The sequence below is a fragment of the Aurantiacibacter sediminis genome (assembly GCF_016019885.1).
Taxonomy (GTDB): domain Bacteria; phylum Pseudomonadota; class Alphaproteobacteria; order Sphingomonadales; family Sphingomonadaceae; genus Alteraurantiacibacter; species Alteraurantiacibacter sediminis.
The window spans coordinates 544,116-559,780 of sequence record NZ_JAEANY010000001.1 but is presented as its reverse complement, the minus strand read 5'-3'; the positions used below and the strand labels follow the sequence as shown (position 1 = coordinate 559,780).

Annotated in this window: 16 protein-coding genes; 2 read left to right on the top strand and 14 right to left on the bottom strand. The window is 60.3% G+C overall.

Going from position 1 to position 15,665, the window contains the following annotated elements; translation table 11 throughout:
• The first annotated feature begins 5 nt into the window (after positions 1-5).
• Positions 6-887 carry a sterol desaturase family protein gene (locus tag I5L03_RS02915; protein WP_197920188.1) on the top strand — a complete coding sequence of 294 codons (882 nt, stop codon included), beginning with the start codon at positions 6-8 and terminating at the stop codon, positions 885-887.
• Here I5L03_RS02915 and I5L03_RS02910 read toward each other — a convergent pair.
• The 13 genes from I5L03_RS02910 to I5L03_RS02850 all read right to left on the bottom strand — a co-directional run bounded on the left by I5L03_RS02910 (position 884) and on the right by I5L03_RS02850 (position 13,638).
• Positions 884-2,035, bottom strand: coding sequence for an OmpA family protein (locus tag I5L03_RS02910; protein WP_197920187.1), 1,152 nt, complete (start codon positions 2,033-2,035; stop codon positions 884-886). The two genes, I5L03_RS02915 and I5L03_RS02910, sit on opposite strands and share 4 nt — an antisense overlap.
• 71 nt (positions 2,036-2,106) lie before the next feature.
• Positions 2,107-2,445 carry a P-II family nitrogen regulator gene (locus I5L03_RS02905; RefSeq protein WP_197920186.1) on the bottom strand — a complete coding sequence of 113 codons (339 nt, stop codon included), beginning with the start codon at positions 2,443-2,445 and terminating at the stop codon, positions 2,107-2,109.
• A 184-nt stretch (positions 2,446-2,629) separates the two neighbouring features.
• Positions 2,630-3,994, bottom strand: a complete 1,365-nt coding sequence (gene amt, locus I5L03_RS02900) for an ammonium transporter (protein WP_234034999.1) — start codon at positions 3,992-3,994, stop codon at positions 2,630-2,632.
• Positions 3,995-4,008: 14 nt separating this feature from the next.
• Complete coding sequence (locus tag I5L03_RS02895; RefSeq protein ID WP_197920185.1) at positions 4,009-4,347, bottom strand: P-II family nitrogen regulator; 339 nt, start codon at positions 4,345-4,347, stop codon at positions 4,009-4,011.
• Between the two features lie 152 nt (positions 4,348-4,499).
• Complete coding sequence (locus I5L03_RS02890) at positions 4,500-5,195, bottom strand: endonuclease/exonuclease/phosphatase family protein (RefSeq protein ID WP_197920184.1); 696 nt, start codon at positions 5,193-5,195, stop codon at positions 4,500-4,502.
• A gap of 10 nt (positions 5,196-5,205) precedes the next feature.
• The gene (locus I5L03_RS02885) at positions 5,206-5,781 is read right to left on the bottom strand and encodes a pyridoxamine 5'-phosphate oxidase family protein (protein ID WP_197920183.1); all 576 of its coding nucleotides are present in this window, start codon (positions 5,779-5,781) and stop codon (positions 5,206-5,208) included.
• A 91-nt stretch (positions 5,782-5,872) separates the two neighbouring features.
• On the bottom strand, positions 5,873-7,414 hold the full coding sequence (locus tag I5L03_RS02880) for a peptide chain release factor 3 (protein WP_197920182.1): 1,542 nt from the start codon (positions 7,412-7,414) through the stop codon (positions 5,873-5,875).
• Positions 7,415-7,417: 3 nt separating this feature from the next.
• The gene (pheT, locus tag I5L03_RS02875) at positions 7,418-9,832 is read right to left on the bottom strand and encodes a phenylalanine--tRNA ligase subunit beta (RefSeq protein ID WP_197920181.1); all 2,415 of its coding nucleotides are present in this window, start codon (positions 9,830-9,832) and stop codon (positions 7,418-7,420) included.
• Positions 9,829-10,932, bottom strand: a complete 1,104-nt coding sequence (gene pheS, locus I5L03_RS02870; protein ID WP_197920180.1) for a phenylalanine--tRNA ligase subunit alpha — start codon at positions 10,930-10,932, stop codon at positions 9,829-9,831. The genes pheT and pheS overlap by 4 nt, the downstream gene beginning before the upstream one ends.
• An 80-nt stretch (positions 10,933-11,012) precedes the next feature.
• Positions 11,013-11,372: a 50S ribosomal protein L20 gene (gene rplT, locus I5L03_RS02865; protein ID WP_197920179.1), complete on the bottom strand. Its 360-nt coding sequence runs from the start codon at positions 11,370-11,372 to the stop codon at positions 11,013-11,015.
• Positions 11,373-11,492: 120 nt separating this feature from the next.
• Positions 11,493-11,696 carry a 50S ribosomal protein L35 gene (gene rpmI / locus I5L03_RS02860; RefSeq protein WP_197920178.1) on the bottom strand — a complete coding sequence of 68 codons (204 nt, stop codon included), beginning with the start codon at positions 11,694-11,696 and terminating at the stop codon, positions 11,493-11,495.
• A 215-nt stretch (positions 11,697-11,911) separates the two neighbouring features.
• Positions 11,912-12,736 carry a hypothetical protein gene (locus I5L03_RS02855; RefSeq protein WP_197920177.1) on the bottom strand — a complete coding sequence of 275 codons (825 nt, stop codon included), beginning with the start codon at positions 12,734-12,736 and terminating at the stop codon, positions 11,912-11,914.
• Between the two features lie 125 nt (positions 12,737-12,861).
• Positions 12,862-13,638: an inositol monophosphatase family protein gene (locus I5L03_RS02850; protein ID WP_197920176.1), complete on the bottom strand. Its 777-nt coding sequence runs from the start codon at positions 13,636-13,638 to the stop codon at positions 12,862-12,864.
• A 65-nt stretch (positions 13,639-13,703) separates the two neighbouring features.
• Between I5L03_RS02850 and I5L03_RS02845 the strand changes: the two genes are divergently transcribed.
• Positions 13,704-14,684, top strand: coding sequence for a DUF6597 domain-containing transcriptional factor (locus tag I5L03_RS02845; RefSeq protein WP_197920175.1), 981 nt, complete (start codon positions 13,704-13,706; stop codon positions 14,682-14,684).
• Here the strand turns inward: I5L03_RS02845 and I5L03_RS02840 are convergent, their stop codons facing one another.
• The gene (locus tag I5L03_RS02840; RefSeq protein ID WP_197920174.1) at positions 14,685-15,620 is read right to left on the bottom strand and encodes a ribose-phosphate pyrophosphokinase; all 936 of its coding nucleotides are present in this window, start codon (positions 15,618-15,620) and stop codon (positions 14,685-14,687) included.
• Positions 15,621-15,665: the final 45 nt, after the last annotated feature.

The window sequence follows — 15,665 nt, the reverse complement described above, 5'->3', positions numbered from 1 at the left end:
CAGCGATGATTCCCGATCCAGTCACCCTTGCGATACCGCTCTTCGTAGCGCTTATCATTGGCGAAGTGCTTTGGGCACGTTCCCGCCGACCCGAAGCCTACGAATCGCGCGACACGGCGACATCGCTTTTCATCGGTCTCGGCAGCACTGCCGTCGGCGCGATCACCGGTGGTGCACTCGCAGCCATGCTTTTCTGGGCGCATGCCTCCACCCCCTTAAACATCGGTTGGGTATGGTGGGCGTGGCCGCTGTGCTTCGTGCTGGATGACTTCGCCTATTACCTGTTTCACCGAAGCGCCCACCGCGTGCGATGGTTCTGGGCGAGCCATGTGAATCACCATTCGAGCCAGCACTACAATCTCTCAACGGCCCTGCGGCAAAGCTGGACGGGCTTCTTCGCTGCCAGCTTCATTTTCCGGTTGCCGCTCGCTTTTGCGGGATTTGAGCCCGCAATGATTATCGCCTGCGGCGGGATCAATCTGATTTATCAGTTCTGGATTCACACTGAATCCGTCGGTCGGATGCCGCGTTGGTTCGAAGCGATAATGAACACCCCATCACATCACCGCGTCCACCATGCGATCAATCCGCGCTATCTCGATCGCAATTATGCTGGCGTTTTCATCATCTGGGACCGGATGTTTGGCACGTTCACGCCGGAAGATGACAGCGACCGGATCCGCTATGGCATCGTCAACCAGCTAGGCACATTCAACATCGTGAAGGCCGTGTTCCATGAATGGTCGGCGATAGCGAAGGACGTGTGGCGCGCGCCGTGGCGGCACAAGCTATCCTATCTATGGCGCGAGCCCGGCTGGAGCCATGACGGCAGCCGCGAAACCTCCGACATGATCCGCGCTCGCTGGGAACGGGAGCGGCTGGATTAATTGCCCGAGCCCGGACCGTAGGTGATTTCCACCCGGCGGTTCTGCAATTCGCGCACGCCGTCGGCGGTGGGAACGCGCGGCCGACTTTCGCCAAAGGCCTGTGATGCGATGTCAAAAGCGGGAAGGCCGCCTCTCGTGAGGTAGTCGCGCACCGCCGCGTTGCGCCGTTCGGAGAGACGGACATTGTAAACGCTTGGCCCTGATGTATCGGCATGACCGGCCAGCATGACGCGAACATCATTACATCGGCTGTAGGCCGTAATTGCAACATCCAAAACCGCCGCGGCTTCGGGAGTAATCTCGCTTTCATCCCAATCGAAGAACACGATGAACGGGCCCTGTTCACAGGGGGTATAAAAACCTGGAGGATGCCCACGCGGCCTTTCTGGCGGCGTAGGCGGAGGAGGAGCAGGTTCTGGCGCGGGCGGCACGCTAACCGGCTCTGTGGGCGGATCCGAACGCCCGCCAAGGTGCACCGTCAGCGTTGCCGTCAGCGTATGCGTGCGCAGCTCGAAATCGGTGGCGCGGCCAGCGCTGTCCTCCACCTCGAATTCCAGCGTGCTGAAATAGCGATAGCGCACGCCCAGATCGACCCGCTCTGCCACCGGCACTCGCGCTTCAGCGAGCAATTGCCACGCCCATTCATTGTCGCTGGCATCGAGATGATCGACGCTCGCGCCGACAATGGCGGACTCCACATCCATCCAGCTGCGCCCGATTCCGCCGCCTGCGGCGAATTGCACCTCGTCCGCGTCGCCGAAGTCGACCAGTGCATTGGCCATCACTGAGGTGAGTGAGAAGTCGCCGTCATACTCTTGCGAGCCGGTCGCGAAAGTCGTGGCACTGTCCGGAATTCCGCGCGTGGCAGAAGTGATTTCTTCTGCTCCAAAGAATTGGTGCGAGCCCTCAAGCTCTAAACGGATACGCCCGGCATCGTAGCCAAGCCGCGCATCTACACCCCAGCCAAGCTCCGTGGACGTGCGAGCATCTTCCTTATCCGCGCCGATATCGGTGTCGAAATCGGCGGGCAGAACAGCGCCTGCATCGATGGCGACGTAAGCACCACGCCTCGGATCGTCATCCTGCGCGAGTGCTGGAGGCGCGGCGATTAGTGCCGAGAGGGAAAGTGCAGCGAAAGCTCTTCTCATGCCGGTACTCCTTCCAGCGATTGCGGCATGGTATGGCGCAAGGGGCCTGCAGCGCAAGCTCGGCGCTGATTTTATAGCGCATTTTCGTCGACTTCGCCCGTCCTGATACGCGTCGCGCCTTCAAGCGGCAGGACGAAAATTTTCCCATCGCCAATTTGTCCGGTGTTTGCGGCATTGCGGATCGTCTCGACCACTTGCGGAGCCATTTCGTCGTCGACGGCAATTTCCAGCCGCACCTTGGGAAGCATATTCACCGCATATTCGGCGCCGCGATAGATTTCGGTCTGCCCTTTTTGCCGACCGAATCCCTTGGCCTCGCACACGGTCATTCCAGCAACGCCAATTGCGGCCAAAGCCTCGCGTACCTCTTCCAGTTTGAACGGTTTGATGACGGCTATTACGATCTTCATCGGCTCTCCCCTGTGCGCATGACGGGCATGGCGACCCGCCCAGTGTGCGATGCGCGCACCCTCCCATGCAACCAAAAAATGGGCCGGAGCGGGTGGCTCCGGCCCTCAAGTTGTACGTTCGCAGGAGGAACGAGTTTCGGCGGGGACGAAGGGAGAGAGTTTCTTCCCCGCCAAGCTGGTCAGGTCACGACTGGTTGGCGAGACCCGGATAGGCTTCGACACCGATTTCATGGATATCGAGGCCGGTGGTTTCGACTTCTTCATCGGGACGAACGCCCATGATGGCTTTAAGGGCGAGCCAGACTATCGCGCTCGCGACAGACACCCAGACCATGGTGAGCAGGACGCCAACAAGCTGACCAAGGAAAGTTACACCCGCATCAGGAGCGGCCGTCCAGGCGACAATCAGCGTACCCCAGATACCTGCAAAAAGGTGGACCGGGATCGCGCCGACAACATCATCGATCTTGAACTTGTCGAGCAGAGGCACGGTGAACACCACGATCGCACCGCCGACAGCACCGATCAGAATCGACTGGCCCACGGTTGGCGCGAGCGGTTCGGCCGTGATCGATACGAGGCCGGCGAGTGCGCCGTTCAGCGCCATGGTCACATCTGCTTTCTTGTAACGAAGCTGGGTCAGGATGATCGCGGTCACCACGCCGCCAGCGGCCGCCATATTGGTGTTCACGAAAATCTTCGACACGTCCGATACGTCACCCACTGTGCCCATCGCCAGCTGCGAAGCGCCGTTAAAGCCAAACCAGCCGAGCCACAGGATAAACGTGCCAAGTGTGGCGAGCGGGATATTCGAGCCGGGGAAGACATTCACCTGCCCGCCCGGACCATAGCGGCCAAGACGCGGACCGATGATCAGCGCGCCAACAAGAGCCGCCCAGCCGCCTGTCGAGTGGACAAGGGTCGAACCGGCAAAGTCGGAGAAGCCATGCACGCTATCGAGATAGCCGCCGCCCCATTCCCAGCTGACCACGACCGGATAGATCACGCCGGTCAGCACGGTCACGAAGATGAAAAACGGAACGATCTTCACTCGTTCTGCCACGGTGCCAGAAACGATCGAAGCGGTCGTGGCGCAGAAGACCATCTGGAAGAACCAGTCCGATGCGACCGAATAGCCGGTATCCAGATCTGCCTCGCCAACGCCCTGCATCGAATAAATGCCGGTGAAGCCACCGATCAGGCCGAGGCTGTCCTCGGCAAAGCTGGGGTAGGCGATGTTGTAGCCGATGACCCAGAACATCAGCCCGGCAATCGAATAGAGGCCGATGTTCTTGAGGCACTGCGTGCTGGTATTCTTGGTGCGAACGAGGCCCGCTTCGAGCATGGCAAAGCCAGCCGCCATCCACATCACCAGGAAGCCACCGATCAGGAAAAGCAGCGTATTGAGGATATAGGCCGTGCCGCCGCCGACGGCATCTGCGGCCACCGCAGGCGCGGCCTCGGCCACCGGTGCTGCGAACGCTGGACTGGATAGCGAAAGCGCAGCCAGTGCAGCAGCGCCCATCTTAAGAATATCGGTTTTCATCATAAAATGTCCCCTGGTCACAGCGCGGTTTCGTCGGTTTCGCCGGTTCGGATGCGCGTGGTCGATGCGAGATCGAGCACGAAAATCTTGCCGTCGCCGATGGCTTGTGTGCTGGCGGTCTGCTGAATGGCCTCAACCACTTTGGGCATCATTGCGTCGCTGACCGCAATTTCGAGTTTCACCTTCGGCAACATGTTCACCGAGTATTCGGCCCCGCGATAGATTTCGGTCTGGCCCTTCTGGCGGCCGAATCCTTTCACTTCCGAGACTGTCATCCCGGCGACACCGACATCGGCAAGCGCTTCGCGCACCTCATCGAGTTTGAATGGTTTGATTATGGCGATGACGAACTTCATCACTGACCCCTGTCCTGCGCCGGCGATCATCCCGGCCACAGGATCAATCTGCAAAGGCTGTGCCAGTTTGCCTTTTCGGATGCTTTTCAGGAGATCGTGGGATCAACTGTTCTGTTGTTTGTGCTGCAGCGCACAAAATGCAGGCAGGCTGCTCAATTTTTGATCAGAGATAACTCGGCCCTAATCGGCAAGTGATCGGATGCTTGCCGCGCTGCCGTGCTGGAATGGACAGCGGCATTCACACACTTCCAGTGCGGCGTATGCATGACCCGGTCGAGTTCGAGCATAGGCTTACGGGCGGGAAAGCTCTTGCCCGGAATCACCATTTCCCAATGTGCAGCGAGGCCACGATCCCCGCCAAAGGGCTTCATCCATTCATTGCAGTCCCCCATCATCACGGCTGGAAGGCCTGGCGCACGCGAGGCATTGCAGAGATGCGAAAACTGGCGTTTGCGCAGCAATCCGCTGAGATCAAGATGCATGGCGGTGACGCACAATTCGGCCTGCTCGAGGCGAAGGCGCGCGCGCACCGCGCCGCGCGGCTCGATCTGCGGCAGGTTTTCCGCGGCAATGTCGAGGATATCGATCCCGCGTCGCACTAGCAGGGCGTTACCGTGCCACCCCATGCTGTTCGGCTTGGTCGGCACAGCCGCCACTTGCCAGCCTCGCTTCTCGATATCGCCCAGATCGAGCACGCTTTGCCGGTCCCCGAAACGGATGTCGACTTCCTGCAGCGCGACCACATCGGCCTCCAGCTCATCGATAACATCAAGGATGCGAGGCGGATTACGCTGCCCGTCTGCGCCGATCCCCTTATGGATATTGTAGCTGGCGAAAGTGAGTTGCATCGCCCCTGACTTACTTTTCAGGGGCAGGCATCGTTCCCTCGATATAGCGATCGGTCCTGGTGGTGGGCAGTCCATCGATGCTACCCGGATGCGCCTGCCGCTTGCCGACCCACTTCTCTTCATCGACATCTTTATGCGCTTTCAACAGCGTGTGCCGCTCGCGCTCATACTCCATGAAAGGCACACCCCAGCCGCAGCTGGTCTGCACGCTTTCGACAGCGATATCAAAGATCTGCCGCGTTCCGGGAAGCAAGGTGAAATGCTGCGCGAGATCGTACCAACCATGTTCGGCTGGCAATACCGGCTTGCCGCGCCCATAAATGCGCAGGATCAGCGCGGGCTGCTCAAAATTGCAGAACATTATGGTGATCCGCCCATCGGCGAGCAGGTGTGCATTGGTCTCATTGCCCGATCCGGCGAGGTCGAGCCAGGCTACGCGGTCCGGCGCGAGCACGCGAAAGGCGTCATAACCCTTGGGCGAGAGATTAATTCGCGCATCGGGCGCAGCGGTAGCAACAAAGAACACCGGCTGGCGTTGAATCATCGCGATGTGTTTGTCGGTGAGCGTGTCGGTGAAATCGGCCATTTGCCGAGACTACCTCACTCGTCATCCCAGCGAAAGCTGGGATCGGAAGGCGGGGAGACCCCGGCTTTCGCTGGGGTGACGGAGTTATGGTCTATCGTTCTTTCGTTGCTGAGAAAGTGAGCTCAGGGTTCTTCTCTTCCTGATAGCCGACATCCCATGGGCTTTTCGCCATGAATACAAGGTCGCCGTCACGGTCCTTGGCGAGATTGCCCTGATTGAACCGCTCGAAATCGCGCAGAGCTTTGTCGCTGCCCTTCAGCCAGCGCGCCGTGGCGAAGGGAGACGCTTCGAGCGCAGCATCGACCTTGTACTCCGCACCCAGGCGCGAAATCAGCACGTCGAGCTGAAGTTGACCGACCACGCCGACAATGCTGCTGCCGCCGATCTCCGGATAGAAAACCTGGATAACGCCCTCTTCCGAAAGGTCATCGAGCGCTTTCCTCAGCTGCTTGGTCTTGGTCGGATCCTTCAACTGGATACGGCGCAGGATCTCCGGCGCAAAGTTGGGCAGTCCGGTAAAGCGAACAGTGTCCTTCTCACTCAGCGTATCGCCCACGCGCAGCGTGCCGTGGTTCGGAATGCCGATGATATCGCCTGGCTCTGCCGTATCGGCAATCTCGCGATCCTGCGCGAAGAACAGGATCGGGGAATGGACGGCAATGGGCTTGCCAAGGCCGGACGGGGTCAGTTTCATGCCGCGTTTGAACGTGCCCGACACCTGCCGCATAAAGGCGATCCGGTCCCGGTGGTTCGGGTCCATATTCGCCTGCACTTTGAAGATGAACCCGGTGACTTCGCCGTACTCCGGTCCGATCTTCTCCTCACCCGCAGGCTGCGGACGCGGCGGCGGTGCGTAACGGGCAATCGCGTCGATCAGCTCCTCGACACCGAGGTTCTTGAGCGCGGAACCGAAATATACCGGAGTCAGGTCACCATTGCGATAGGCTTCGAGGTCGAATTCGGGATAGCCGGCTTGGGCCAGCTGGTATTCTTCCTCGTAATTCTCCGGGATACTGGAATCTGCGAGCGCATCGCGCTTGCCGAGGTAATCTTTCGAACCGCCTTCGACCCGCGCCACTTCCTCGGTACGAAAATCGAGCAGGCCCTCGAACAGGCCGCCCATGCCGATCGGCCACATTTGCGGACTGACATCGAGCGCGAGCATATCCGCCACTTCGTCCAGCGTCTCGAACGGGTCGCGGCCTTCGCGGTCCACCTTGTTGACGAAAGTGATGATCGGCACATTGCGCAGGCGGCAGACCTCGAACAGCTTGCGCGTCTGCGGCTCAATACCTTTGGCCGCATCGATCACCATAATCGCGCTGTCGACCGCCGTCAGGGTGCGATAAGTGTCTTCGGAGAAATCTTCGTGACCCGGCGTATCGAGGAGGTTGAAAGTGATGGTCTCGCCATCGTACTGCTTTTCGAACGTCATCACGCTGGAGGTGACCGAGATACCGCGCTGCTGCTCGATCTTCATCCAGTCAGACCGCGCCCGCCGCGCTTCCCCGCGCGCCTTCACAGCGCCCGCCTGATGAATAGCGCCGCCTTGCAGCAGCAGCTTTTCCGTAAGCGTGGTCTTACCGGCGTCAGGGTGCGAGATGATCGCAAAAGTACGGCGATTTGAGGTCATGGATTACCCGCGAAGCTCCGCGCCCTGTTTCACAGCCGCAGCAACCACCGCATCCGAAATCGCCTTCAGCTCGTCATCCTTGAACGATTTCTCGCCCGGCTGGAGAGTGACTTCCACCGCGACGGATTTCTTGCCTTCTGGCACGCCCTGGCCTGCGAAGACATCGAACACACGGGCATCGACGATGTTTTTCTTGTCCGCGCCTTTTACCGCCCGCAGCAAATCGCCCGCAGGCAGATCCGCGGGGACCAGAAAAGCGAAATCGCGGGTCACGGCCTGTAGAGCGGGCGGCGCGTAATGCGGCTTGGCAAAGCCCTGCTTGCCCTTCTTTGCCGGGATTGCATCGAGATAGATCTCTACCGCGACAACCGGGCCATCGACATCGAAGGCGTCGAGCGTTGCGGGGTGCAGCGCGCCGAAGCGGGCGAGCATATTCTTCGGGCCGAGCCGCAGAGTGCCGGACTGACTGGGATGGAATTGCGGGCCAGCATCACCCATCACCATCAGGTTTGCCACCGGTGCGCCTGCTTCCGCCAGCAATGCTTCGGCAGCACCCTTCGCGTCGAAGGCATCGAACATCTGCGCCTTTCCGGTCGCCCAGCCGCGCGGTGTCCTTGCGCCAGCCAGCAGCACGGCGAGCGTCGGATGCTCGTCCGAAGAGCCATCCTTGGCGCGCAAATAGCGGCGACCGATTTCGAACAGGCGCAGGCTTTCCGCCCCGCGATCCATGTTGCGTTTGACCGCCGAGAGCAGGCCGGGGATAAGCGAGGGGCGCATGGCCTTCATGTCTTCGCTGATCGGATTGTCCAGCACCCAGAGCGCTTCCCGCTCATCCTGAGCCTGTCGAAGGGCGGCGAAATGCTCAGCTTGGTCGGTGGGGAGGAAGCTCCACGTCACCGCTTCGTTCAGCCCGCTTGCCGCAGCGGCACGGCGGAGCTTGCGCTCTATCTGCTGCTGCGGCGTGGCGGTTGGACGGGCAACGCCATCGACGCGCGGCAGGGCAACGCTTTCGACATTGTCGAGGCCGTGGATGCGCACGACTTCCTCGACCAGATCAGCCGGACCTTCGATATCGTGGCGGCGCAACGGGCAGGTGACGTTCCAGGCGGCATCGACCGTGAAGTCCAGGCTTTCGAGGACACGCTTCTGTTCGGCTTCGTCCACTTCGACACCGCCCAGCTTCGCAGTCAACGCGGGATCGAAACGAACCACTTTGGGCTCGCTCGGCGGCGAACCGGCGCGCACGACTTCGCTCGCTTCACCGCCGCACACGCGCTGGATCAGGCTGGTAAGGATCGCGAGGCCATCATCGAGGAAAGCGGGATCGACACCGCGTTCAAAGCGCGTGCGCGCATCGGAGGCGAGACCAAGCTTGCGGCCCGTCACCCCGATCGCTTCGGGATTGAAATAGGCGATTTCGAGCAGCACGTCGGTGGTCTCTGGCTGCACGCCCGAATGCTCACCGCCCATGATCCCGGCGATATCGTGGACGCCATTATCGTCCGCAATCACCGTCATGCTGGAATCGAGAGTGTAGGTCTTCTCGTTGAGCGCTTCGACCTTTTCGCCATCCTTGGCGCGGCGCGCGACAACCGGACCGGAGAGCTTCGCGAGGTCATAGGCATGCGCCGGACGGCCGAATGCGAGCATCAGGTAATTGGTAATGTCGACAATCGCATTGATTGGGCGCTGGCCCGTGGCAATCAGGCGCTTTTGCATCCAATCGGGTGAGGAAACGGTGTTGTCGACGCCTTTCACCACGCGGCCATAGAAGGCCGGGCAGCCTTCGGGATCGTCCGTGCGAATTTCGACGGGGCATGCGCCTTTGGCATCGATTGCGCCGGGTTCGATCGGCTTGAACGTGCCGAGGCCCGCTGCTGCGAGATCGCGGGCGATACCGTAGACACCCATGCAATCGGGCCGGTTGGGCGTGATCGCCACGTCAAACACCGGCGAGGCGTTATGATATTCGGCAAAGCTTGTGCCGACGGGCGCATTTTCAGGAAGCTCGATGATCCCATCGTGCTCATCGCCCAACTCCAGTTCGCGCACCGAGCACATCATGCCGTTGCTCTCGACGCCGCGGATCGCGCTCTTCTTGAGCTTCATCCCGTTGGCCGGAACTTCCGCACCGGGTAGGCCGAGCACACCTTTCATTCCCGCGCGCGCATTGGGTGCGCCGCATACCACCTGCAAAGGTTCGCCTTGACCGGCATCGATGGTGAGCACCTGCAGCTTGTCCGCATCGGGATGCTTTTTGGCGGTCAGCACTTCGGCCACGCGGAACCCGTCCAGCTTCTCCGCCGGATCGTCGATCCCCTCGACTTCGATGCCAATCGCATTGAGAGTCGTTGCAACATCCTCGACTGCCGCGTCGGTATCGAGGAAGTATTTCAGCCACTCGAGCGAGAACTTCATGCTTTTGCTCCCACGCCGCCGGACAGGGTAGGCTGGTCGAGACCTGAAAAACCGTAGTGCTGCAGCCAGCGCGCATCGCCATCGAAGAAGGCGCGCAGATCGTCCATGCCGTATTTCAGCATGGCGAGACGATCGACGCCGAGGCCCCAGGCAAAGCCCTGCCACTCGTCAGGATCAAGCCCGGCAAATTCGATCACGCGGCGATTGACCATGCCGCTGCCGAGAAGCTCCATCCACGCATGGCCGGGCGCATCGCCGCTGCCGCCCAGCACGCGCTTGCCGTCAACGATGGCAAAGCCGACATCGACTTCTACGGAAGGTTCGGTGAACGGGAAGTAGCTCGGGCGCAGGCGCAGAACGATATCGTCGGTCTCGAAGAACGCCTTCAAGAAAGTCTCCAGCGTCCACTTAAGGTGACCGAGGTGAATGCCCTTATCGATCACGAGGCCTTCGACCTGATGGAACATCGGCGTATGCGTGGCGTCGCTGTCCGAGCGATAAACCCGGCCGGGCGCGATGATTCGCAGCGGTGCGCCGTCCCTCATCATCGTGCGGATCTGCACCGGCGAAGTATGCGTGCGAAGCAGCATCTTACCACCCTTGGGCGCAGGGTCCGGGAAATAGAAGGTATCGTGCATCGCGCGCGCCGGATGGCTTTCCGGCATGTTGAGCGCGGTGAAATTGTACCAGTCGTCCTCGATCTCCGGGCCGGTGGCGACCGAGAAGCCCATGTCGGCGAAAATCTCAGCCAGCTCGTCCATCATCTGGCTGACCGGGTGCACGCTGCCACGCGGCGCGTCAGGTGCAGGCAGGGTGAGGTCGAGCGTTTCCGTGGCGAGGCGCGCTTCCAATTCGGCCGCTTCGAGCGCAGCTTTGCGATCCTCGATCGCGTCGGCCACACGGGCGCGAATGCCCTGGATCCGCGGCGCTTCGGTCTGCCGTTCTTCAGCCGTCATCTTGCCGAGCGTTTTCATCAGCTGGCTGATCCAGCCCTGCTTGCCCAGCGCTTCCACGCGAATGGCTTCGACATCGCTGACGCTGGCAGCCTGGTGCAGCCGTTCGAGCGTCTGGGTGACCTGATTTTCCTGTTCGGTGCTCATGATGCGGGACCGCTTAAAGGGGACAAACAAAAAGCGCCACCCTTTCGGATGGCGCTTCCTGATTTCGTGCATTTCACCAATTAGGCCGGAAGCGCTTCCTTGGCCTGCTTGATGATGTGACCAAAGGCTTCGCCTTCGTTCATGGCGAGATCGGCCATGACCTTACGGTCGAGCTCGATACCTGCCAGCTTCACGCCGTGCATGAACTGCGAATAGGTGAGGCCTTCGGCGCGGACAGCAGCGTTGATGCGCTGGATCCAGAGGGCGCGGAAGTTGCGCTTCTTAACCTTGCGGTCGCGATAGGCGTACTGGCCGGCCTTTTCGACGGCCTGGCGCGCGACGCGGATCGTATTCTTGCGGCGGCCGCGGTAACCCTTGGCCTGTTCCAGAAGACGCTTGTGCTTGGTGCGGGTGGTCGTACCACGTTTAATGCGAGGCATATCTTATATCCTTTGTAATCTGCTCGGTGCCGGCCCGTCTCCCCCTCCCAGCCACCCGATGCTCACCCGAGACAATATCGGGTGGCTGGGAGGGGGAGCGGGCAGGAGCCGCTCTTCGAATCAATCCAGCCCGTAGGGCGCCCACTTTTTCACGGCTGCCTGGTCGGCTTTCGCCAGAACCTTGGTGCCGCGCTGCTGGCGGATATACTTTGCACTGTGGCTGATCAGGCGGTGGCGCTTACCTGCAACGCCATGCTTGACCTTGCCGGTGGCGGTGAGCTTGAAGCGCTTCTTCACGCCGCTCTTGGTCTTCAGTTTGGGCATTTTCGTTCTCCCCTAAAAGGATGTGGGTCAGAAACACGTTCAACCAGCCCTGGCAGCCCTAACGGCCAGACCGGCAAATGAATCACGTGTCAGTGAAGGCGCGCATTTAGCGGTTTCGCGGCGAAATGCAAGCGGCGGAGCGCGCTTTCGCGCGCCCCGCCGTCGAATGTTGTGCCGCTGGTTCGCGGAACAGCTTAAGCCGCTGCCATCTCAAACTAGAATTTCAGCTTGCCTGTCAGGTTGAGGACGGTGGCGACCGCAAGCAGGATGAGCAGGTAGCCGCCAAAGCCCAGAGACCAACCTTCGCGCACGCTGTCTGCCGAAATGAAACCGCCAAGCCGTTGCTCAATCGCGCCAGCCATTACTTCCTGAACTCCGATGAAATAGAGCATCGCCCAGCCAGTGGCGACGATCGTCAGGATTTCGAAAGTCCGCGTCGGCTGGCCTTTGATGGCGCGAAAGATGGTGACGCCCGCAAAGATCGGAAGGATCAGCAACGTCCAGCCCATGATTGCCAATCCGTCGAAGACAGTCGCCACGTCTCGCAAGGTGGCGCGGTCGCTTTCCGCCATCAGCCACGTGTTCTCGGCCCGGTCGCGGGCATAATCTGCAAGGTCTGCCAGATCGGTACTGCCACCAACAGCAAAGCCGATCAGTGACGTGGTATCGTCCGAGCCCATGAAAGAGACGCTGATATAAGGAAGGAGCAGGCAAACGAAGAGGATTAGTCCCGCAATCACCATGGCTGGCGCGCTTTTCATTTTCTCGACGATGCCGGAAGCGCCTGCGCCCTCTGCCATGCGGGAAAGCCCTTCACCCCCGCTCTGCAATACCGCGCCGAAATCAGGCGCCGCAGCTGCGCGTTTCAGCGGATAAATCTCGCCCGCAGTGCCGTCTGCATTTTCAATGAAATCCACGCGTTCGCCGCCACGCGGATCGCGCTCACTTTTCCATTCGCTTCTTGTGAATTTGTATCTCTTGCCATCATCGCCGGTGATGGCGCCGTCCGCGCCCGAGAAGCCAAGAACCTGACCTTGCATAAAATACCCCCTATTTCACACGTAACCTATGTTAATTTGCAAAAAGAAGGCCTCGTGTCAAAGCCGCGCGGGTTCGCCTGAAGCAGTAAGCAGAAATGATGCGGATGTCCGGATCGGAAAGAGCCTCAGCCAGCTAGAATCTCGACCACATCATCCAGCCGTGCCGCATCGCCTAAAGCGAGCACCGTGCCATCAGAGCCTGCGTGCAGCGGCTCCCCGCGCCAGTCCCCCATAACACCGCCCGCGCCTTCCACGACGGGTACGAGAGCGGCATAGTCGTATAGCTGAAGTCCCGCCTCGCAGACGATGTCGAGATGGCCGGATGCCAGGCAGCCGTAATTATAGCAGTCGCCGCCCATCACCATCCGCTTGTGATCGGTTTGCCCTGCCAGCGCCATGAAGCGATCGCCCTGCTCTACCGAGAAATAATGCGGCCCTGTCGTGGCGATTGTCGCCTTGTCGAGTTCGGGGCAACGGCGTGTGGAAACGGCTTTGCCGTTGAATGTGGTTTCCTGCCCCGACACGCCCAGCCAGCGTTCGCCGAGGATCGGCTGGTCGATCACGCCGAGCACTGGAAAACCGTCTGCGAGAAGCGCGATCAATGTGCCGAAAATCGGTCGACCAGCAAGGAAGGCGGTGGTCCCGTCGATCGGATCAAGGACCCATTGGCGGCCCGATACGCCTTCTTTCACGCCAGATTCCTCGCCATGAATGCCATCGGCCGAGCATTCAACTTCGATGATTTTGCGCATCGCGGTTTCGGCATTGCGATCGGCCTCTGTCACCGGCGTGGCATCGCCTTTCGATTCACTGCCGAGACCAGTGCGAAAGAGCGGGCGGATTTCAGCCCGGGCGGCATCGGCAAGGCGATGCGCCAGGGCAATATCAGAAGATGAGATCATAATCGCTTTCTATGGCGAGAGTGGAAAGTTGCATTTTGCAGTTTCTTTACGCAAGAACGAAAGCAATGAACAAGGGGCCGCAGATCACATCGCAAACAGGTGCGACCAAAAGTGGCGCGCCCCTCGCAATGTCCCGCGCGCCTGCGCCCGACCTGCGGCCATGGCTTTACTGGTGGAGCATGTCGGAAGGGGAGTTGCCACCCGGCGTTCGCGTCCATTGCGGTCGCACTGTGGATCACCCTTGCATCACCTTTATCTTCCACGATGCGTGGACGGCAGGCACCGCTGATGGCGAACAAAGCTGGCAACCTGGCAAGCACGGCAAGGCGCTTTATTTCGGGCCGCAAACGCGGCGTATGCCGCTCAGCATCGCCGGCAAATACACCGCCATCGCCCTTCACTTTAACGCAGGGGCAGCGCAATTGCTGGGCTTCCCGCCTCCCTCCGAAACGGTCAACCGCATTATCGATCTCGATGAGTATTTCGGCCGCGACATTCCGCTCGCCAAGCTTGTCCCGCTGGGCAATGACTATGAGACGTGGCTTGCCGTGCTGGAGGAAGATTTCCTGAGGCCGCTCGTCGCGCAGGGCGGGAAAGAGCGTCCGGATGCGATCAGCCGCGCGTTTGAGACCGCTTGCTTGGCGGAACCGGAAATAACAGTAGAAGAATTTGCCAGCCGGCAATCGGTATCCAAACGCACCATAGAGCGCTGTATCAAGCAATCCTTCGGCATCACGCCCAAACAGGCGCTGCGCCGGGCACGCGCGCTGGATATGGGTGCGGCTCTCCTGGGTGTCGCCAGGCCGGAAGACCAGCCAGAAATCGAAGATCGCTATTTCGACCAATCGCACCAGATCAAGGAAGTGCGTGCTTTCTTCGACATGTCTCCCGGCGAGCTCAAAAACGGCATGCATCCGTTTCTGCGGCTAGCTCTGGAAGTGCGGCAACGCCGAAGGCTCGATGCGCTCAACCGGTTGGATCCGGAAGAGCTGGGGCCCTGGCGTGATCCCGATAGCGAACCGCGTTCAGGGCCGCCTGAAGGCTGATCAGTCGAACAGGCTCGACACCGAGCTTTCGTCCGCAATCCGGCGCATCGCCTCGCCTAGCAAGGGAGCGATTGTCAGCACTCGAATGCGATCAGATTGGTGCGCCGCTTCAGTGGGCTGGATGCTGTCTGTTATGACCAGTTCCTTGAGCGCTGATTTGTCGACCCGGGCCACTGCTCCGCCCGAGAGCACGCCATGCGTAATATAAGCGGCCACGCTTTTCGCGCCCTGATCGAGCAGCGCCTGCGCCGCATTGCACAGCGTGCCGCCAGAATCGACGATATCGTCAATCAGGATGCAGCTGCGCCCCTTCACGTCACCAATGATATTCATAACTTCGCTTTCGCCCGGGCGATCGCGGCGCTTGTCGACGATAGCGAGCGGCGCGTTGTCGAGGCGCTTGGCAAGCGCGCGGGCACGCACCACGCCGCCGACATCGGGCGACACGACCATGAGGTCTTCATCGCCGTAACGCGCCTGAATGTCCGCCGCCATGGTGGGCGCGGCGTAGAGATTGTCCGTCGGAATATCGAAGAAGCCCTGAATTTGCCCGGCATGCAGGTCGACGGCAAGCACGCGATCCGCGCCTGCTTCGGTAATCAGGTTAGCCACCAACTTCGCCGAAATCGGCGTGCGCGGGCCGGGTTTGCGATCTTGCCGGGCGTAGCCGAAATAGGGCACCACCGCCGTGATCCGCTTGGCCGATGCACGGCGCAGTGCATCTATGCCGATTAGCAATTCCATCAAATTGTCATTCGCCGGAAAGCTCGTCGACTGGACGATGAATACGTCTTCCCCGCGTACATTCTCATGGATCTCGATAAAAACCTCTTCGTCGGCAAAGCGGCGGACGCTCGCGTCGGTCAATGGAGCCTCGAGATAGGCTGCAATAGCGCGTGCGAGCGGCATGTTGGAGTTGCCGGACATGATCTTCATGGAGAACGAATCCCTTTGAGCGAGTGCTTGAGCGTGCCTAGCCGA